Annotated in this window: 14 protein-coding genes; 4 read left to right on the top strand and 10 right to left on the bottom strand. The window is 47.5% G+C overall.

Translation table 11 applies throughout. From position 1 onward, the window contains the following. Window positions 1–134: 134 nt before the first annotated feature. The 3 genes from AC58UU_RS11515 to AC58UU_RS11505 all read left to right on the top strand — a co-directional run bounded on the left by AC58UU_RS11515 (window position 135) and on the right by AC58UU_RS11505 (window position 2,642). A complete protein-coding gene (locus AC58UU_RS11515) occupies window positions 135–884 on the top strand; it encodes an IclR family transcriptional regulator (protein ID WP_497315703.1) in 750 nt (249 codons plus the stop codon). A gap of 14 nt (window positions 885–898) precedes the next feature. After that, the gene (locus AC58UU_RS11510) at window positions 899–1,672 is read left to right on the top strand and encodes an SDR family NAD(P)-dependent oxidoreductase (protein ID WP_497315701.1); all 774 of its coding nucleotides are present in this window, start codon (window positions 899–901) and stop codon (window positions 1,670–1,672) included. Between the two features lie 70 nt (window positions 1,673–1,742). Then, window positions 1,743–2,642, top strand: coding sequence for a fumarylacetoacetate hydrolase family protein (locus tag AC58UU_RS11505; RefSeq protein ID WP_497315699.1), 900 nt, complete (start codon window positions 1,743–1,745; stop codon window positions 2,640–2,642). A 95-nt stretch (window positions 2,643–2,737) separates the two neighbouring features. Here AC58UU_RS11505 and AC58UU_RS11500 read toward each other — a convergent pair whose 3' ends face one another. From AC58UU_RS11500 to AC58UU_RS11480, 5 genes are all read right to left on the bottom strand, one after another. Then, window positions 2,738–3,922 carry an acetyl-CoA C-acetyltransferase gene (locus tag AC58UU_RS11500; RefSeq protein ID WP_497315697.1) on the bottom strand — a complete coding sequence of 395 codons (1,185 nt, stop codon included), beginning with the start codon at window positions 3,920–3,922 and terminating at the stop codon, window positions 2,738–2,740. After that, window positions 3,915–4,595, bottom strand: coding sequence for a 3-oxoacid CoA-transferase subunit B (locus AC58UU_RS11495; RefSeq protein WP_497315695.1), 681 nt, complete (start codon window positions 4,593–4,595; stop codon window positions 3,915–3,917). Before AC58UU_RS11495 ends, AC58UU_RS11500 begins: the two co-directional genes overlap by 8 nt. Further along, window positions 4,592–5,299, bottom strand: a complete 708-nt coding sequence (locus tag AC58UU_RS11490; protein ID WP_497315693.1) for a CoA transferase subunit A — start codon at window positions 5,297–5,299, stop codon at window positions 4,592–4,594. Before AC58UU_RS11490 ends, AC58UU_RS11495 begins: the two co-directional genes overlap by 4 nt. 41 nt (window positions 5,300–5,340) lie before the next feature. Continuing rightward, on the bottom strand, window positions 5,341–6,126 hold the full coding sequence (locus AC58UU_RS11485) for a 3-hydroxybutyrate dehydrogenase (RefSeq protein ID WP_497315691.1): 786 nt from the start codon (window positions 6,124–6,126) through the stop codon (window positions 5,341–5,343). Between the two features lie 138 nt (window positions 6,127–6,264). Continuing rightward, a complete protein-coding gene (locus AC58UU_RS11480) occupies window positions 6,265–7,644 on the bottom strand; it encodes a GntP family permease (protein ID WP_497315689.1) in 1,380 nt (459 codons plus the stop codon). Window positions 7,645–7,818: 174 nt separating this feature from the next. Here AC58UU_RS11480 and AC58UU_RS11475 point away from each other — a divergent pair, with 174 nt between their 5' ends. After that, window positions 7,819–8,709 carry a LysR family transcriptional regulator gene (locus AC58UU_RS11475; protein ID WP_497315688.1) on the top strand — a complete coding sequence of 297 codons (891 nt, stop codon included), beginning with the start codon at window positions 7,819–7,821 and terminating at the stop codon, window positions 8,707–8,709. Window positions 8,710–8,761: 52 nt separating this feature from the next. Here the strand turns inward: AC58UU_RS11475 and AC58UU_RS11470 are convergent, their stop codons facing one another. From AC58UU_RS11470 to AC58UU_RS11450, 5 genes are all read right to left on the bottom strand, one after another. Further along, complete coding sequence (locus AC58UU_RS11470) at window positions 8,762–12,973, bottom strand: Ig-like domain-containing protein (RefSeq protein WP_497315686.1); 4,212 nt, start codon at window positions 12,971–12,973, stop codon at window positions 8,762–8,764. Window positions 12,974–13,147: 174 nt separating this feature from the next. After that, the gene (locus tag AC58UU_RS11465; RefSeq protein WP_497315684.1) at window positions 13,148–14,725 is read right to left on the bottom strand and encodes an extracellular solute-binding protein; all 1,578 of its coding nucleotides are present in this window, start codon (window positions 14,723–14,725) and stop codon (window positions 13,148–13,150) included. A gap of 61 nt (window positions 14,726–14,786) precedes the next feature. Next, window positions 14,787–15,650 carry a carbohydrate ABC transporter permease gene (locus AC58UU_RS11460; RefSeq protein WP_497315682.1) on the bottom strand — a complete coding sequence of 288 codons (864 nt, stop codon included), beginning with the start codon at window positions 15,648–15,650 and terminating at the stop codon, window positions 14,787–14,789. A gap of 12 nt (window positions 15,651–15,662) precedes the next feature. After that, window positions 15,663–16,586 carry an ABC transporter permease gene (locus tag AC58UU_RS11455; RefSeq protein WP_497315680.1) on the bottom strand — a complete coding sequence of 308 codons (924 nt, stop codon included), beginning with the start codon at window positions 16,584–16,586 and terminating at the stop codon, window positions 15,663–15,665. Window positions 16,587–16,870: 284 nt separating this feature from the next. Then, window positions 16,871–19,276 carry a helix-turn-helix domain-containing protein gene (locus AC58UU_RS11450; protein WP_497315678.1) on the bottom strand — a complete coding sequence of 802 codons (2,406 nt, stop codon included), beginning with the start codon at window positions 19,274–19,276 and terminating at the stop codon, window positions 16,871–16,873. Window positions 19,277–19,292 lie beyond the last annotated feature (16 nt).

Here is a 19,292-nt window from a genome sequence, read left to right as displayed (position 1 = left end):
CACGGGGGGTTCTCGTTTTTTTGATGATATTATGATAAAATGGTTCTATCATATAAACTTGGTTTTATATACAAAACCACACAACAAAATCGACATGATTTGAACGATCGCTTTACGATCAAGGAGGCCCTTACTTGGATGATAAATACCGCGTTCCGGCCATCGAACGTGCACACCTGATTCTCAAAGAAATCTCTCAGCATCCCGGTGAGTTGAAACTCATCGACTTATCACGAACGCTCGCCATTAACAAAAGCTCGATGTACTCATTGTTATTAACCATGGAGAACTTGGGGTGGATCGAAAAGGAGACCGGAGAAACCTACCGGTTAGGAAGAGAATTGTCTCGTTTCGGCCATGCCGCCATACAGCAGGGTGACTTGAATGAGTCCTTCCATAAGGAAGCAGCCATATCCAAGCTGAAGCTGGGTGAATCTTTCCAACTCGCCAAATTAGATGGCAAGGAAGTTCTTTATATCGCCAAAGAGGAAGCGCTTACGCCTGTTAGGCTCGCTTCTGAACCAGGAATGCGGTTGCCTGCACATGCCACAGCACTCGGTAAGGTCATGCTGGCTGATCTGAGCGATGAGGAAATTGATATGCTTTATCGTTCTGACCAAGAACCATTTCCACATTTAACGGTTCATTCCATTACCTCTTTACAAGCATTAAAGCAAAGTTTAGAGCAAATCCGACAACAAGGCTATGCGCTGGATTTGGAGGAAGCCGTGCTTGGTTTTAGCTGCGCAGCGGCTCCGATCCGTAATGCCCAAGGCCAAGTCATTGCCGCTGTCAGCTGCTCCATGATGCTGCCTCAATGGGAGCAAAAGAAGCAGTCCTGTATAGAAGAAATTTGCAAGCTCGCTCATAAACTATCCGAATAAAAAGGAGAATTCACATGCGATTACAAGACAAAGTCATTCTCATCACAGGTGCAGGATCAGGAATTGGCAAAAGTACCGCTCTCTTATTTGGACAAGAAGGTGCGCAAGTCATCGTGAACGATCTTGACGTCGTCAAAGGGCAGGAGACAGCGGATGAAATAATCGGGGCTGGCGGAGCTGCTACGTATATACAAGCGGACGTTACCCAAGCAGACTCCGTTAGTCAGATGGTAGAGCAAATCATACAGGCACATGGCCGTATAGACGTGCTTTTCAACAATGCCGGAATTAGCGGTGTAGGCGCGCTTCATGAGCTAGAACCTGACGCCTGGGACCGCATCATGAGCGTTAATGTCAAAGGTGTATTCTTACCTTCTAAGTATGTCGTGCCGCATATGATGGAGCGCAAATCCGGTTCTATTATTAACATGTCTTCCTGTATCGCTGAAATCGGTCTGGCCCGCCGGGCATCTTACGCAGCAACAAAAGGCGCTGTTCTCGCATTAACGAAATCCATGCAGGTGGATTATGCCGCCTATGGCATTCGGGTGAATGCGCTGCTGCCGGGGACCATTTTAACACCGTTCGTAGAAAACTATCTCCGCACTTCCTACGACGATCCTGAAGCAGCCATCGCCTCTTTGAAATCCAGGCAGTTAAGCAACGAAATGGGCCGTCCGGAAGACGTCGCGCTAGCGGCATTGTTCCTCGCTTCAGACGATTCCAAATTCATGATGGGTTCACCGTTATATATTGACGGAGGCGTGACTTTCGGCAAGAACGCTTAAGAAGACGGCCTGCATCCTGCATTTATTCATTTATTCATTCACTACTACATTCATTCAGGAGGTTTTTCTAATGAAACTGCTTACTTTTAAGAATAATGATACATTCACTCTAGGCGTCCAAACCGAGTTTGGCGTGCTGGATGTCATTCAAGCTGTCAAGCAGCTGTCGCCAGCATTCACAGTCCCTGCCACTGTTCACGAAGCCATTAATGGCGGGGCAGCCGCTACCGATGCATTACTTAACCTTGTTAATCTTGTCCTAGAGCGCGAAGACCGTGCTTCCTTGCTGCTCAGCGAAGAGACAATGATTTACGGCCCCTGCGTTACGCATCCTAACAAAATCATTTGCGTAGGCCTGAACTATCGCAAGCATGCCGAAGAAACGAATGCCCCAATCCCGCAATACCCGATTCTTTTCAACAAATTTAATAATACGCTTACCGGACACGGGCATGACATTGCACTACCTCGTGTAACCAAAGAAGTCGATTACGAAGCCGAGCTAGTTATCGTAATTGGTAAGCAGGCCAAGTATATCTCCAAAGAACAAGCCTTAGAACACGTATACGGTTATTGCTGTGTGAATGACCTTTCTGCGCGTGATTTACAGATGCGGACCCAGCAATGGCTGCTTGGCAAATCGTGCGATGACTTCAGTCCACTCGGTCCTTATCTAGTGACTGCGGATGAAGTTGGCAACCCGAATGACCTTCAGATTAGCACCACAGTCAACGGCAAAGTACGTCAAAACTCGAACACGGCGGATATGATTTTCCACTGTGACGAAATTGTCAGCTATATTTCTCAGCATATGACGCTGTATCCGGGAGACATCATTCTAACAGGTACACCAGAAGGTGTTGTGCTCGGCGATCCAGTTGATAAGCGCGTATACTTAAAAGACGGTGATGTCGTCACGATTTCTATCGAGAAATTAGGCAGCTTGACTAATCGCTTGTGTAGCGAGTAACTAGCTTTCGCGTTTAAAACGGAATCCAAAAGCTCCACTATACAGCAAAAGAGCAAGCCGCAGGATCAGCAGCTTGCTCTTTTGCTTCTTTCCATTTATCCCCGCTCCACCAACATGGCAACGCCTTGTCCGCCGCCAATACATAAAGCAGCTATCCCCAGCTTGCCATCTCTCTTCTCCAGCTCATGCAGCAGCGTAACCAGAATGCGGGCTCCGCTTGCACCAATCGGGTGTCCAATAGCAATCGATCCTCCATTGACATTTAATTTCTCCCGCGGGATGCCCAGCTCACGGCCAACGGCTAAAGACTGCGAAGCAAAGGCTTCATTCAGCTCAAATAAATCAACTCTATCTAAGGAAACGCCTGATTTGCTAAGAAGCTTATGAACAGCATCTACGGGTCCCATTCCCATCATGGATGGATCTAAGGCAGCGTTCGCATAGCCTTTGATCCGAGCTAAGGGCTTAAGCCCAAGCTCCTTAGCCTTATCCGCGGACATAACAACCAGCGCAGCGGCTCCGTCATTAATGCCAGAAGCGTTGCCAGCCGTAACCGTTCCCTCTTTCTTGAATGCCGGACGAAGCTTGCCAAGGATCTCAGCCGTCGTACCCGCCCGAGGAAACTCATCCTGCGCGAATAGCACCGGATCACCTTTTCTTTGCGGGATAGCTACAGGCACTATCTCATCCTTGAATCTGCCGGATGCAATCGCCTGCTCCGCTTTCAGCTGGCTCCAAGCAGCAAACTCATCCTGCTCTGCACGTGTAACGCTATGATGCTCTGCTATATTCTCAGCCGTGATACCCATATGGATGTCGCACATCGCGCACCATAATCCATCCCGAATCATCGAATCGACCATGGTGCTGTCACCGAGCCGCAAGCCCGATCGAGCCCCGGGCAGCAGAAAAGGCGCCTGCGTCATATTTTCCATACCGCCTGCCACCACGATATCCGTATCTCCGAGGCTCACAGACTGTGCCGCCAGCATGACGGACTTCAGTCCCGAACCACACACCTTGTTAATCGTCATCGCTGGAACGAATTGCGAATACCCCGCCTTCAGCCAAGCTTGCCGGGCTGGGTTTTGCCCAAGTCCAGCCTGAAGCACGTTACCCATGATGACCTCGTCTACTTGGCTGTCAACCAGATTAGCTCTCTTCAAAGCCTCTTGGATAACTGTACTGCCCAGCTGCGGAGCAGATATGTCTGCCAATGCTCCCTGAAAGCTGCCAACGGCTGTTCGAACTGCGCTAACGATGACGACTTCTCTACTCATAACGATCTCCTTTGCTCATCTGGGGTTCATTTTGAAGAAGAGGACTAATTGTAAAATGCGCTTCTGTGTTGGCGAGAACCTCTTCCAACGTTACGCCTGGGTGTATGCCCGATAACACCATGCCCTCATCTGTAAAATCAAAAACGGCTAAATCCGTGATCAGACGATTCACTACACCTTTGCCTGTCAGTGGCAGGGTGCATGCCTTTTTAACCTTAGACTCCCCTGCTTTATTCACATGTTCCATGATGACAATGATCCGTTTGGCGCCGTTGACCAAATCCATAGCGCCGCCCATCCCTTTCACCATTTTTCCGGGAATCATCCAGTTGGCAAGGTCACCGTTCTCCGCTACTTCCATACCCCCAAGAATGGCCAAGTCAATATGGCCGCCCCGGATCATAGCGAACGATTCTGCGCTGTCAAAAAAAGAAGCGCCCGCCACAGCGGTTACCGTTTCTTTGCCTGCATTAATCAAATCCGGATCTTCTTCTCCTACGTAAGGGTAGGCACCGATGCCCAGAAGCCCATTTTCCGATTGCAGCATAACCGTCATTTCTGGCGGTATATAATTGGCGACTAGCGTAGGCAGGCCAATGCCTAAATTGACATACATGCCCTCTTTAATTTCCTCAACGGCGCACTTAATAATCGTTAAACGGTCATTTTTCATGCCGATACCTCCTTACTTCGAACGGTGAGACGCTCAATCCGTTTTTCGTAGGACGCACCCTTTACAATCCGCTGCACATAAATACCTGGCGTATGAATATCGTCCGGGCTCAACTCGCCTACCTGCACAATTTCTTCAACCTCAACGATCGTCACTTTCCCTGCTGCTGCTGCCAACGGATTAAAGTTGCGCGATGTTTTGCGGAAAACTAGATTGCCCAGCGGATCAGCCTTCCAAGCTTTGACCAAGGCAAAATCACCAACAATCCCTTTTTCCAACAAATAGGTGCGTCCTTCAAATGTTTTGTGCTCTTTGCCTTCTGCGACTAAAGTGCCTACGCCTGAAGCTGTATAAAACCCCGGAATGCCGGCTCCTCCGGCGCGAATTCTTTCGGCAAGTGTTCCTTGAGGAACCAGCTCCACCTCGAGCTCCCCGCTTAAGAACTGCTGCTCAAACGTTTTGTTTTCTCCCACATAGGAGGAAATCATTTTCTTGATTTGTTTGTTAGCCAGCAGTTGACCAAGGCCGCAATCATCAACCCCGCAGTTGTTGCTAACTACGCATAAATCTTTGGTTCCTTGCGCTTTAAGCGCCGCAATCAAATTCTCCGGAATCCCGCAAAGCCCGAAACCGCCAACAATTAACGTGGCTCCGTCACGAATATCCGCTACAGCTTCCTCTATGGAAGAACATATTTTATTCATGATAATCCATCTCCTATTCCTATCCCTAGGTTGTTCTATCTCTACTGTGCCGTGTAACCGCCGTCGATTAATAGTGAAGCTCCCGTAACCCCTCGTAATTTATCGCTTGCAATTAACATCGCATAGTCAGCAATTTCCTCTACAGCTAAGAGCCGTCTTTGTGGAACCAAAGGGTAAATAACTTCTTCAAGGACACTTTCTAAAGGAACATTGCGCGTTTTTGCCAAGTCCTGCAGCTGTCCTCTAACAAGAGGTGTATCTACATATCCCGGACACAGCGCGTTCACCGTAATGCCGTGAGCCGCACCTTCCAGTGCCGCTACCTTCGTCAAGCCAATCAACCCGTGCTTTGCGCTGTTATAGGCAGCTTTGCCTGCAAATCCAATGACTCCGTTGATCGAAGCCATATTAATGATCCGGCCAAAGCCTTGTTCCTTCATGATAGGGAACGCATGCTTGATGCCGATAAATGCGCCTGTTAACATAACCTTTATCAAGAATTCAAACTTTTCTACAGGGAATTCCTCAATGGATGCAACATGCTGTAATCCTGCATTATTGACGAGGATGTCAAGTCTCTTATAGGTTTGAACCACAGTTTCGATCGCTTCTATGAATTGCGGCTCCTGCGTTACATCACACTTGACCCCTATGGCTTCAAAACCTTCTTGCTGCAACTTATGCGCAGCCAGATTCGCTTGTTCACCATTGATGTCGGAAATGACCACCTTGGCTCCTTCCCGTGCATAAGTGCGTGCGATTTCAAGACCAATACCGCTTGCTGCCCCTGTTATCAAAGCGACTCTATTTTCCAAGAACCTAGCCATTGCGCATACCTCCATCTTTAACTATGAGAAAACCTCTATCGAGGCCATTCAGGGATGTGCGACCACGTTTAGTAGTAGGTTTTATCGCCAATAAGAAAGCTGTTTTCGAAAACCGAAAACTTATACTTTCTTATGTGGTTAAAAAATCGATAAAATGATCGCGAGCACTAGAACAGTTACTGTTTTGATAACCGTAATTGCGAAAATATCCTTGTACGATTGTCGATGTGTGAGTCCTGTAATGGCAAGGAGTGTGATGACTGCACCATTATGAGGAAGCGTATCCATACCACCTGATGCCATCGAAGCAATTCGGTGTAACAGTTCCGGGCTAATCCCTGCATTGTTTGCTGCGGCCAAATATTGCTTACCCATGACTTCCAAGGCGATGGACAGCCCTCCTGATGCGGAGCCCGTTACGCCGGCCAATATATTGACAGAAATGGCTTCCGAAATAAGCGGATGAGAACTTAAGCCTAGAATCCAACCTTGAATAGCTTTGAATCCTGGTAGGGTTTTTACAACATTACCGAAGCCTACCTCAGATGCTGTGTTGAAAATAGCAAGCAGCGCTCCCATTGCTGCAGCCGTCAAGCCCGCTGCCAATTTGCTTTGAACAACGCGTGCATTAATGCAGATTGCAGAAAGAATACCTATGCACAAGGCTACGATCAATGCCCAGGAAGACGATACCGTTTTTACGTTGGCAATGTTAAACGTTTTCAAAAGATCTGCTGAATACCAGTTGTTTACCGTTAAGAAACCTCTGCTCAGCAAATAGTTAAATAACAAGACCAGCACTAACGGGATGATGGACACCCAAAGATTCGGATATTTCTGATTGTCTAACCCTTCAGGCTCATTCTTATGTCCTTGACCATAGCCTTCACCCGCTGCTTCTGCTTGTTTGCGTCTGCGTTCCAACCAGAACAGCCCTAAGCCAAATACAATAAGACCGCCGATAATACCAAGGATTGGAGCCGCATACGAATCCGTTCCGAAATAAGTTGTAGGAATAATATTCTGAATTTGCGGTGTTCCTGGCAGCGCATCCATCGTAAAAGTAAACGCTCCCAAAGCAATCGTGCCGGGAATCAATCTCTTTGGAATATTCGCTTCTCGGAAGATCGAAACAGCGAAAGGGTACACTGCAAACGCTACCACAAATAATGAAACGCCGCCGTACGTTAAGATACCACACGCAAGAACTACGGAAAGCATCGCTCTTTTGGATCCCAATGCCTTCACTAACGATTGCGCAATGGAGGACGCCGCACCGTTCAGTTCCATTACTTTACCGAACACAGCTCCCAATAGAAAAATCGGGAAAAAGTTTTTCACATAATTCGCTGCGTTCACCATATACACTTCTGTATAGCTCGGCATTAAAGCAATTCCCGAAATCAATACGGCCAGCAAGGTGAAAATAGGTGCGAAAACGATGACTGGGTAGCCTCTGTAAGCAAAAAACATCAGCAGGCCTAAGGATAACACAATCGCTAAAATCTCAATAAACATGTTTTGTTCTCCTTTATAGTCATTTGTAAAGCGCTTCCAACTTGTCTGGTATGAATAAGCTGTTTAAATTACATTTGGATTAATTTCAGTTTACACGCAGATTCCCAAGAGGTAAAATTCATATTTGGAATGACCATCATGAAAAAATGCTATAGGTCGGGGAGGGATGATCCTTTGGATTTACGCCAATTAACTTATCTGCTTGAAATTGCTAAACATATGAATTTTACTAAAGCGGCCGAAGCCCTTCACCTCACACAACCAACACTGAGTAAAATGGTGAAAAATATAGAGGAAGAACTGGGCGCTACTTTATTTGATCGTTCAGGTAAATATGTTCAATTGACGGACTCGGGAGAGATCGCCGTTCAACAGATTCAAGTCATCGTGCAGGCTGTCCAAGATCTTCATCACCTATTAGATGATGTCTCCAACCTAAAAAAAGGAACCATTACCATAGGGTTGCCCCCAGTAGTTGGTTCCGTTTTCTTTACACGAGTTATCGCAAAGTTCCAAATTAAACATCCAAATATCCACTTCCAACTTGTCGAAGAAGGCGCTAAGAATGTAGAAAGCCTTGTGCAAAATCGAAAGCTTGATCTTGGTGTGGTGGTTGGGCCAGTAGATACGTCTAACTTTGAAACCTTGCCTTTTCTCTTTCAAAAATTAGCGCTCATCATCCATCGTTCTCATCCGCTAGCTGATCAACCTAGTGTATCTCTGCTGGAGCTTAGAAATGAACCCTTTATCCTGTTTCCTAGCGGCTATGCCGTTCGAAACCATGTCATTCATGCCTGTCGATCCGTTGGATTCGATCCTTCCGTTGTCTACGAAAGCTCGCAATGGGACCTTTTGGCTGAAATGGTTGCTTCGAATGCAGGCATTTCCATCATACCCGAGACGATTTGCAGTAAAATCACTTGTCCGGAGGTACTTACATTACCTTTAACAGAGCCTTCTATTCCCTGGAATTTAGTCATTATTTGGCCTAAGGATCATTACGTCTCTTACGCTATGCGTGAGTTTATCTCGTTTAGCCAAGAGCTGTCTGAGACAGAGAGCTGACTCTACCAACATTCACTTACGGTTGGTGTCTAAAGTCATTCGTAGATGAGTATTACTTAGTTACTTTTACAAACATCTTATCGCTGGATACAGCTCCTGCATGGTTGACGAGCTCAGCGTGATACTCATAGGTGCCTATTGCTCTATTTGCTACGGTCGTTACTGCTGATTGAGCATTGGGTGTTTTATCCAAAAGTGTTTGCGTATCGATAAGAACGCCGTTTTCATATAAATGATAAGTTGTTCCATTCGTGCCCCACCACATGTTCATGGTGGCTTTGAAATTCCCGTCGCCATCCCAGTTGTCATTGGAAAGGACCGGTTTAGCCGGTGTTGCCTGAGTAACGATAACGGTCATAATGTCACTTCTCGTTGTGCCAAAAGTATTGGTGAGTTCAGCGTAGTAGCGGTAGGTCCCATTCATCTTGTAGGTAACTGACGTTACGGTAGATTGGGCACTCGGTGAATTATCCGCAAGAATTTGGGTCTCGATGAGCACATCATTTTCATACAGCTTATAGATTCTACCGTTTTCTCCCCACCACATATCCATTTTCACCCTATAATTGCCGTCTTGAATGCCAGTATCATACCCATTGTCATTAGACAGATCGGGTTTTCCCGGCACTCCTTTGCTTTTCGTAATCATGTTGTTTACGGTTGCGGTCGCAGTACCTTGATTGCCTGCATCATCAACAAATTCAAAAGTAAAGCTGCCGTTCATGATGAACGAGTAGCTGTTTGATCCCCCGTTGTTCGTGATCGTTACATGCTCACTTGGTATAATGGACGCTACTACAATGTCATTGGTCGGTGTTGTGCTACTATATGCGACCGATGCAGTCGGCACTGTCGTGTCTGTAATGTCCACGATCGTCATCGAATAAGGCTTCAATTGGATCTGTCCGGCAAAACTTGAGACAGGTGCCTCTGGCAACGGATTGACCTGAGGAGCGTCCAGCCAGCTCGCATTCGGGTTGGTCAGGTAATCCGGCAAAGGATTTTCTCCCCCGTATATCCAATTCGTCTTGAGCGCCGCTCCTGGTACGGATACGTTAACCGGGTTCATCGTGCGGTTGGCAAATACGACCTTCTTAATGCCGCTTGCATCGCCGAATCCCCATGCGCCAACATCCGCGATATTATAATATACATTCGTTGCTATAAAGCGAAGTTTTTCATTTTGAACGTTGCCCTGTGCGAGATTGATCTTGTAGTAACTGCTGTTTGCGTCAAGCAAATCGCCTAATGCTTTAAATACATGAAAATTCGGTAATTTGACGAGATCGCCATTCGATGCCTGCTGCACGATTCCAAACCCCTGAGTATCCACCATCGCGTGCACGTCGGTAATCGTCACTGCGCCTGACTCAATCATTTGCAGCACCCGCTCCATATTGTGGATCGCAAATCCTGGTGTCTTCATGAACTGTTTGCGCGCCTTCTCGTTCAAGTCCGTCTCTCCGAAAAGGACCGTCGGAAGCGAGGACCATTCCGTTACCCACATTTCCTTGCCCGGGAATTGATTTTTTTGAATGATGAGCCCTTCCAATGCGCTTTGGTTATACGTATACAAATAATCCATCATCTTGCTGTTCGTCAAATCGTTCAGATATGGAATAGGGGAATACACATGGACGATGATCGCATCGTAGAAACTGGTGTCTTGCGCTAGGCTCTGGTTCCAGGCAGCAACTCGCCCCCCTTGCGTCGCTCCCCAGTCGACGTTAGGATCTGGCTGATTATTGGGGTCAGCCGCGATCCTGTCTTCAAGGTCTTTCGCGACCGCAACAATACCAACTTTTATGGTTGGGTCGATGTTTTTGATGCCCTGATAAATCAATTTGCATTTTGCAATGTACTCGTTTACCGATGGGAACGCTTTATCAAAGAAAATGGAATATAGCTCATTCCCCATTTCCACATAAATTGGCTGGGTTGTCAGCTGCTTCATCTGCCGAATTTGAGTCATAATTTCTTCTACCGACTGTGAGATGACGTTCAAGTCATATACGTACGGCACACCCAAAGTATTAGCCAGATGGTACGAATTCGCAAGGGATAGCCCCGGATAGCCCGGCTTTAAGCTTACATTTTCAATAGCCCCGATCGTTTTATTTCCGTAAAATTGCTGATAACGCGGATCCTTCGAATTAATAAGGGTACCTTCGTTGTACATGTAGAAATCGGCACCTGTTCCATCCGGACCACGTACGTTTTGTAGCTTAAGCTCCATGCCGAGATTATCATGACTTACAGGTTGAAAGTCGGTCACCCTGCCGATTTTTAAAACTTGTTCGTTATGCACCCCTAATAGATAGGGCGACAAAGCGTACGGAGTCGTATCGATCTGGAATTCCGCAGATGAAACGGTTGGACCCGGTATAGGATTCACCGTAACCTGGGTTGTGGCCGAAAATCCGCCGTCTACCGTAGTAACAGTAACCGTCGTCGTCCCGGCGGACAACGCTTTGATGGCTCTGGACTTGCTTGCTCCGCCGACCAAGCTTGCCACGGATGGGTCGCTGATTGACCATACGGTGAACAAGTTATCAGCATCAGTTGGAGCGATCGTCGCTGTAAGTTCCTCGGATTCCCCTACATATAGCGAAGTACTGGCCTTATTTAGGGAAACGCCTGTTGGCCGGACATAGACGACAACGTCACTCTTATCTTGATAAGAACCGTCATACGTTGCAGCGGTAATAGTAGCCCGCCCCTTTGCGACGGCTGTAACAACACCAGCTTGATCGACTGTTGCTACAGCATGGTTGCTTGAGCTCAATATGACATTTTTTCCGGTGTTATTGGTGATCGGAATAGGCGCGCTATTTCCTCTGGCGTAAGCGGCCAGCTTGGTGCCCATGACTAACTTCGAGCTTTCATGGTTCCAAATTTTAATATCATCAATAGTCGCCTTTAGATTGTAAGTAGTCAACTGCACCTTGCCAAATGAATACGCAACGTTGGAAATGGCTCCCGCAAACGTATAATCAGCATCCGCTGCGCTTTTTACATATACTTGAACCGAATCGTCCAAAGCAGCCAGTTTGATATCGTAATCTATCCCTTGATTAAATGCTGCGGAATAAAAAGACTGCTCCGTACCGCCTGCTTTAATATAGCTTAACCCGGTCCCTCTGATCAGCAGCCGTGTGTAATCGGAATCGCTCACATATCTAAGCTTAATGGAAATGAAGTTGCCGGCCAAGTTGTCTCCACGATTAAACCGCATCGAAATCGTCTGATTTCTCCATTGTGCATTCGCCCCTTTGAGTTCAATCAGAGAGGAAGCGGTTGTTGTCGAAGATAAGCGGGAATTATCAACCATCCAAGTCCCCTGTACAGGATTCCATAGATTCATGCCATTGCTGAAATCGTCCTGGAACTGCAATACCCCTATGGAATCGACCGGATCTTTCACATAGATATCGAATTTCACTTGCGACAAATTGTCTGCCGTAGCGGCAGTAATAGTAACTAGTCCTCTGCTTAATCCGGTAACCACACCGTTTCCATCAACAGTTGCCTTCGCCGCATCGCCAGAAGTCCATATAACCGAATTTCCAGTCGCATTTATTAATTGCATATTGGATTGACTTCCCACGTTCAAAGAAGACAATATGTTTCCGTTAGCCATAAAAGCCGAATCGCGCAAATTGGCAACGCCTACATTATCGAGCTGCACTTTATCGTTGAAGGTTGAAAATCTGACCTTCCCGCTTTGAACGGGTACACCCGTAATCGTTCCTACACTCGTATAATTGGTTTCCGATTCAGTTTTTGCATATACGGTTGCCGTGCTTCCCGATATATTCATCTTGATGTCGTAGTTACTGCCAACGGTAAATTTATAGCCGGAAAGGGACACCTCGCTAGACCCATTAATGGTATAACTTAACCCGATTGGCCGGATCATCAAGCTCAAATTGCTGGTATTGCTACTATACCTCGTATATACTCTTGTAAATCCACCTCCTGGCGTTTCCAAGATTTTCAGCCTGAAATCAACGATTTGATCCTGCCAAACCGAATTCGTCCCTTTCATCTCAATATTGTTCGAGCTGGACGTTGTAACGCGAAGTGCGCCATTATCAACGACCCATGACCCGTTAATTCCATTCCACAGTGACATCCCTGTACTGAAATCATCCTGGAATTGAAGGACGCCTGTACTTCCGGCGGCAAATCCTTTAGGTAGCGGGAGTAACAACGAAACTAGAAGAGTACATAAAATGAGCCCCGACATTATCTTTTTATACATTATGCATCCACCCTTTCTTCATTTTCATTAATGGAGTTTGAATTAATGGACCTCCAATCTCACCGTAAAGGCCAAAAAAACAAAAGAAAACGCTTTCTATTTTGATCAAAACGAATGCAAACTCTAGGTTTGCATTCGTCTTTCCAAATCTATTTTCGGGTCTCAGGAGAGTCATTACTTCGAACCGTAAGTCCGCTTATAGGCCGTGTTGTACATATTCACAATGTCGTCCAGGCCGAGCTTTTTCGACTGCTCGATTAAGTCATTGATTTTCTCATCGTTGATCGGCGTTTTCCCCATCACGAATTCAGCCATCCTCTGATCTAGATATTTCGTGAGATTGTTCAGCTTCGACTTCTCCATCTCCTGCTCTTCTTTCGTCTTCACATAGGATCGCGGAGCCGAGATGACAAGCGGTTCGTAAGCCGCATTGATCTTCTTCGTCTTCTCGTCCAATGCGCTTTCCCAAGCCAAGCGCGGGAGAGCGAAGTCAAAGCCGATCATTGGATACCAGACGCCGTAATCGCGACGAAGCGTGTTGTATGGGGCCGTTCCGAACTCCTCCATAAAACGAGGCTTTCCGTCCACCATTTTATACGTCTTACCCTCGATACCAAGATTAAGCAGTTTCTTGCCTTCGTCGCCAACTAAATAATCGATAAGTTTGACTGCCGCTTGCTTGTCTTTGACTTTGGCAGATACCGCCATGCCCAGACTTCCAACAACCGGACGGGAGAACAAATAATTTTTCACACCTGGAGCAGTAACAGGTAGAAATCCGTCCAAATTGAATTGCTGATTGCCGCTTGCTGTGCGCGCTTTGCTCTGGAGAAGTTCGACATCCGCCTTCCAATAGTAGGTGACGAACGATTTGCTCGAGATCAGCCGCTCGTCATATTGCGCCCGTGTCAGCAGCGAATATTCGGGGTCTAGCAGTTTCTCACTGTACAATTTATTCATGAATTGGAGAGCTTCCTTGAATCCTTTCTGATTCCCAGTAAATGCAAATTGATCGTTCTCGGGATTCAGATTGATATAACCTTGTATACCGGTAAATGCTTTCATAAATACGCCATACACCCCCATCTCGCCTGACTCAGGCGGGGTCAACGTAAGCGGGTAGGAATCAGGATTCTGCTGCTTGAACGCTTTGAGGAGCTGGTAGAGCTCATCGAGGGTTTTCGGCGCTTTCAAACCGTATTTATCCATCAGATCTTGTCGCACATACCAGGCCTGGTTGAATCCTTTTCCCCCGATATAGCTGTCCAGTTGAGGAATCGTGTACAAGCCTCCATCCGCTGCGGTGGCCTGTGCCTTCGCTTCCGGATTCGAATCGAAAAACTTCTTGATATTGGGGGCCTGATCCAAGTAATCCTTCAGATTCAGAAATATCTTCTCTTGACCATACTCCCGGCCCTCCTGATTGGTCACCAACATCAAGTCGGTAACCGAATTGGTCGCAATCAGAATCTTTTGCTTCTCGGCAAAGGACGCGGCTGGAACCGCCTGGAATTCAATCTTAGCACCCGTTTTCTTTTCAAGCTCCTTGAACACTTCCCAGTCTTGACGCACAGGCCCTTCGACGCGATCGGCAACAAGCCACGTGAACACAGACGATTTCGGCTTAGCCGCTCCTGAATCACTTGTTACAGGATCCGGCGATTGGCCGGCTTTCCCTCCGCTGCTGCAAGCCGTTGCAATCCCGGCAAGCAGGACCGGGACAAGCATCGCCGCTATCTTCTTCTTTTTCATATTGCAAACCTCCCATTATCTAGTTTTATCTATAGAAAACAGATTCGATGTGAATCCGACTCTATCCTTTCACTCCACCAATCATGCTGCCTTGAACGAAATGTTTCTGAACAAACGGGTACACGCACAGAATAGGCAGCGTTGCAATCATAATCAGCGCATACTTCACCGTTTCCATCGAATTGAGATCACCTTCGCCCTGCGGAGGATTCAAACCTTCGATCAGATAGCTGCGCAGCATGATCTGCAGAGGATACATGTGCTTTTCGTTCAAGTAAAGGAGCGCATCGAAAAAGGCATTCCACTGTCCGACGGCTGTAAACAGGCTAATCGTCATGATAACCGGCATGGAGAGCGGAATCACAGTGTGCAGCAGCACTTGCACCGGCCCACAGCCGTCTATCGTCGCGGCATCTTCAATCTCCTGTGGGAGCGCTTCAAAAAAAGTCCGCATAATAAAGAGGTGCCAGGTGCTGATCAATGAAGGAAGGACAATCGCCCAGATCGTGTTTAGCATATTCAGTTGCTTCACGACCATGAAGGTCGGAATAAGTCCACCGCTGAACAGCATCGTAAAGGCTGCGAGCATCAGGATCGCCCGTCTGCCGGGCAGCCATCTCTTGGCCAGTGGATAAGCCATCGCAGCCGTCGCAAATACGGTCAGCAGCGTATGGAAGAACGTGTAGCGGAGCGTGTTCCAGTAGCTGAGCCATAGTTGTTTATCAGAAACTAGCCGTTCGTAAGCAATCAGAGTGATCCCTTTAGGCCATAGCACGATCTTTCCTGCCGCTACCATGGCGTTGTTACTAATAGAAGCTGAGAACACAAAAACCATCGGATAAAGCATAACGATTATCAATAACAGCATGATAAGTACGTTGAAGAAGTCGAACAACTTCGATGAAAAACTTTGCTTGGTATGCATGTGTACCTCCTTCTACCATAAACTGGTCTCGGAATGTTTGCGGGCGATCCGGTTTGCGAACACGACCAGCACGAGACCGATAACCGATTGGAACAGGCCGACGGCCGATGCGAAGCTGAAGTCTGCATCGAGAATCCCTCTCCGGTACACGTAAGTATTAATCACGTCCGAGGTTTCATAGTTCATAGGGTTATACAGCAGAATGATCTTCTGGTAGCCGATCTCCATAATGTGGCCCAAATTAAGCACGAACAAAATAATCATGACCGGGACCATGCCGACAAGCGTAATATGTCGCATCTTTTGGAATCGGTTTGCACCGTCCATCTCAGCCGCTTCGTATAAGGACGGGTCGATACCCGCAATTGCCGCTAGATAAAGGATTGTGCCCCAGCCCGCTTTTTGCCAGATTTCGGATCCGATGAAGATCGTTCGAAACCATTCCGGGAGCCCAAGGAACATGACGGGTTCAGCACCGAACCACTTCATGATGACATTAGCTATCCCAGTCGTGGGCGACAGGAAGATGACGAGAATGCCCGCGATCACCACGGTGGACAAGAAATGCGGCATATAGCTGATCGTCTGGACCATCCGTTTAAAATACTTGTTACTCAGCTCGTGAAATAGAAGCGCTAACACGATCGGCGTCGGAAAATGGAACAATAAATCGTACAAGTTCAGCATCAGCGTATTGCGTATGAGCTTCCATGAATCGGGCGTATTCACGAAAAACTCGGTGAAATGCTTGAATCCTACAAACTTGCTCCCCCAGATGCCAAGTCCCATTGAATAATCCTGAAACGCGATAAGGATCCCGTACATCGGAACATATTTAAAAATGATATAGTACAGAATGCCCGGCAGCATCAACAAATATAGGATCTTGTTCTTCCGAGCGACCCTCCAGCCCGCTTTCCAATTGCTTGCAACCATTCATGAATCACACTCCCAAATCGTTCATCTGTATAGTCGTTTCTGTATCGCCCCAGCGATTTGGCTGGCCTGAGGCAAGCCGGGAACGCTTAGTCATAGCATAGGGATATGACCCCTCCCTTGTATATCGTGCATTTTTTCGCGATTGGCTTGTTTTGCGAAGAATGCGAGAATAGCAAAAGAAGCCGGCCAATTGGCCGACTTCTCGGTTCTACATGATGCTGTGGCATCCTCTCTCTCACGCGCTTTAAACAAAAAAGGCACACCGCGCAAAAAAAGCCCATTTACTTGATGCTGCGGTATTTCCCAGGCGTAACCCCTTCGTACTTACGAAAGCTGCGAATAAACGCATTGCTGCCCAAATAACCTACCCGCTCCGCAATTTCTTCGATCTTCATGTCTGTCTCGCGCAGCAGTTGTTTGGCCGCCGACAGACGGACACTCGTAATGAATTCCACATATTTCTCGCCAACTACCTCTTTGAACGTGCGGCTGAAATGACTGACCGACATATTCATCTGTTCCGTAAACCGCTCGATCGACAGATCCTCGTCATAATGTTCGCGGATATACCTCACGACATCTTCGAACTGGTCGCTGCGGCTCATAGACGGCAGCGACAGGAACAGCATGGCGTGGATGCGTTCGAGACACTGCTCCATCTCGTCCCAAGTCTGGCTGCGGTTCAAGGAATCAAACAAACCGGAATACATCGAGATCTCCAAATCTCTTCTGTCGGTCTCTACGGCGCGTATCCATGTATTGAGCACATCGGAGAACAAGCTTTTCATCTGGGAGGCGTTCGCTTGCTTCCTTTTGCCCATTTCGAGAAACTCTCTCGCAGACTGAAGCAAACGAGGGTAATCGCCCGCTCGATACACATTTCCGATCCGATTGACTTCCTCCGCGGAGAGAAAACTGTCCAGCGGCTCCCGGTCGTCCCAGCTGTCGTCATCACTGAATATTTCCACTTGGGCATTCAAGCTTTTTTGCTTTAGCAGCGCTAATCCGTATTGATAGGATACACTCAGCTCGCCCATCGTTTGGACGATCTTGCCTAATCCGATCGTCGCTTTAAAATAGATTGCGTACGGCTCCAGCACCAATTTGATTTGTGCGGCGACCTCCGCCAACTCCCCTTGCTGGTCGTGATCCCAGTGAACGACACAGGCCAGTATGTCCGCCCGGGTCTGGCAAAGCCAGATCGTGCCCTGCGCCTGCTTGCCGATCATCTCCTTCACCTCCGCGAGCAGAAATGACTTGGACGTTTCCGACAGCTGCTCAAGTACGGAGTCGTAATATTGATACTCGACCACAAGCACGGCGCGCGCACCCTCAAGCTCACAGGCAAACGCGATTTCTTTGGAATAATACGCGATCGACAAGTCATCCCGATATTCCCCGAGCAATATTCGCGAGATAAAATCTTCTTGGACGACAGGAAGAATTCCCTTTACCAATTGAGACAGCTCTTTATGCTCATTCATCAGCAACTTAGTAAATCGTTGGATGATATCGAAATCGTTATCCTGCGGCACCGCATGCTCCGATAGACGATGCGGAGGATGCGACTGCAGCCTGTTCCGGATCTCCGAGATCGGATTGTACAGGCGGCGGCTCAAGTAATACGATACGAAAGCGCCTAGCAGCAGAAAAAAACAGAGAAACGCGATGCTTAACATTCTAAGCGTGCGCGCAGGCTGCATCAGCGTCTGCAGATCGACCCAGCTGACGTAGTACCACGATGAATCGAATTCCGACCGGACGTAAGATGCGGCCAGTCTGCGATCATATTTGGCCAAGGCTCCTTCGGACCCCGAATGAATCACCTTCAGCCATTGTTCTTTATCCAGCTTTTCTTCATCCGACTGGCTGACCACACTGCGGTCCGCATCCAGAATCGCCGTGCGGGAGATCCAACTCTCCTGCGTCTGAATCAAGCGCTGCAGCTTTTCCTTCTCAATCTGAACAGAGAGGAATACGCCCGGCATATCGGAATTGAACGGAAACCCCATGACGACGGACGTGAAAGAAGCTCTCGCCCCGTAATCCGTCATGTAAGCATAGTACGGATCGGTGAAGTGCATCATTTTTTTGCCGGTGAATTGCGACCATAGACGCTCGGCGTCCGGTGGCTCCAGTGAAAACTGATTCCTGAAATAATAAGACTTGCTTGTATGAATATGATGATCGATCACAAGATCGGCATTGGCAAAGTAAAGAAAGGCCCCGGATACGATTGGTTCCGTCCGGATCGTATTCATCTCTTCCATCGTCGCATAGAAGAGCTCGATCTGTTCGGGGGTCGGCGGCTGCTTGCCGATATCCTTCAACAAGCTTTTCATGTTGGGCGAGCCGAGCAATTGAATCATGCTAGCTTGCAAGGATTGGAAATGAGCATCCATCTGTCTCGCGTAATTGCGCATAATGCCTAAACTCGATTTTTCAGCTTCGTTCTCGATTAAACGAACGACGAACACATTAATGAATATGGTAGCGAGAATGGCAGGTACCACGATAAGCAAGAAATATTTCGCGAAAAACTGCCAGAACAGAGTGATCCGAAACGATCTCGTTTTGAAAAAAAACGGCATAGTCGACCTTCCCCTTTCTGTATCGACGATAGCAATTAAAAACGAAACGACATTCCCCGCCTTATGACAGCAAGGAATGCCCTTTCCGATAAACATGCTGTTTCCTCATCAT

Source organism: Paenibacillus sp. JT22N1, from assembly GCF_059692155.1.
Note: the sequence above shows the minus strand (reverse complement) of the source record. Positions and strands in the feature narration are given on the sequence as shown.

Excerpts from the sequence above, each read along its gene's own strand:
- AC58UU_RS11510 (WP_497315701.1), top strand. The coding sequence starts at position 899 with ATGCGATTACAAGACAAAGTCATTCTCATCACAGGTGCAGGATCAGGA.
- AC58UU_RS11505 (WP_497315699.1), top strand. The coding sequence starts at position 1,743 with ATGAAACTGCTTACTTTTAAGAATAATGATACATTCACTCTAGGCGTC.
- AC58UU_RS11500 (WP_497315697.1), bottom strand. The coding sequence starts at position 3,922 with ATGAGTAGAGAAGTCGTCATCGTTAGCGCAGTTCGAACAGCCGTTGGC.
- AC58UU_RS11495 (WP_497315695.1), bottom strand. The coding sequence starts at position 4,595 with ATGAAAAATGACCGTTTAACGATTATTAAGTGCGCCGTTGAGGAAATT.
- AC58UU_RS11490 (WP_497315693.1), bottom strand. The coding sequence starts at position 5,299 with ATGAATAAAATATGTTCTTCCATAGAGGAAGCTGTAGCGGATATTCGT.
- AC58UU_RS11485 (WP_497315691.1), bottom strand. The coding sequence starts at position 6,126 with ATGGCTAGGTTCTTGGAAAATAGAGTCGCTTTGATAACAGGGGCAGCA.
- AC58UU_RS11480 (WP_497315689.1), bottom strand. The coding sequence starts at position 7,644 with ATGTTTATTGAGATTTTAGCGATTGTGTTATCCTTAGGCCTGCTGATG.
- AC58UU_RS11470 (WP_497315686.1), bottom strand. The coding sequence starts at position 12,973 with ATGTATAAAAAGATAATGTCGGGGCTCATTTTATGTACTCTTCTAGTT.
- AC58UU_RS11465 (WP_497315684.1), bottom strand. The coding sequence starts at position 14,725 with ATGAAAAAGAAGAAGATAGCGGCGATGCTTGTCCCGGTCCTGCTTGCC.
- AC58UU_RS11460 (WP_497315682.1), bottom strand. The coding sequence starts at position 15,650 with ATGCATACCAAGCAAAGTTTTTCATCGAAGTTGTTCGACTTCTTCAAC.
- AC58UU_RS11455 (WP_497315680.1), bottom strand. The coding sequence starts at position 16,586 with ATGGTTGCAAGCAATTGGAAAGCGGGCTGGAGGGTCGCTCGGAAGAAC.
- AC58UU_RS11450 (WP_497315678.1), bottom strand. The coding sequence starts at position 19,276 with ATGTTTATCGGAAAGGGCATTCCTTGCTGTCATAAGGCGGGGAATGTC.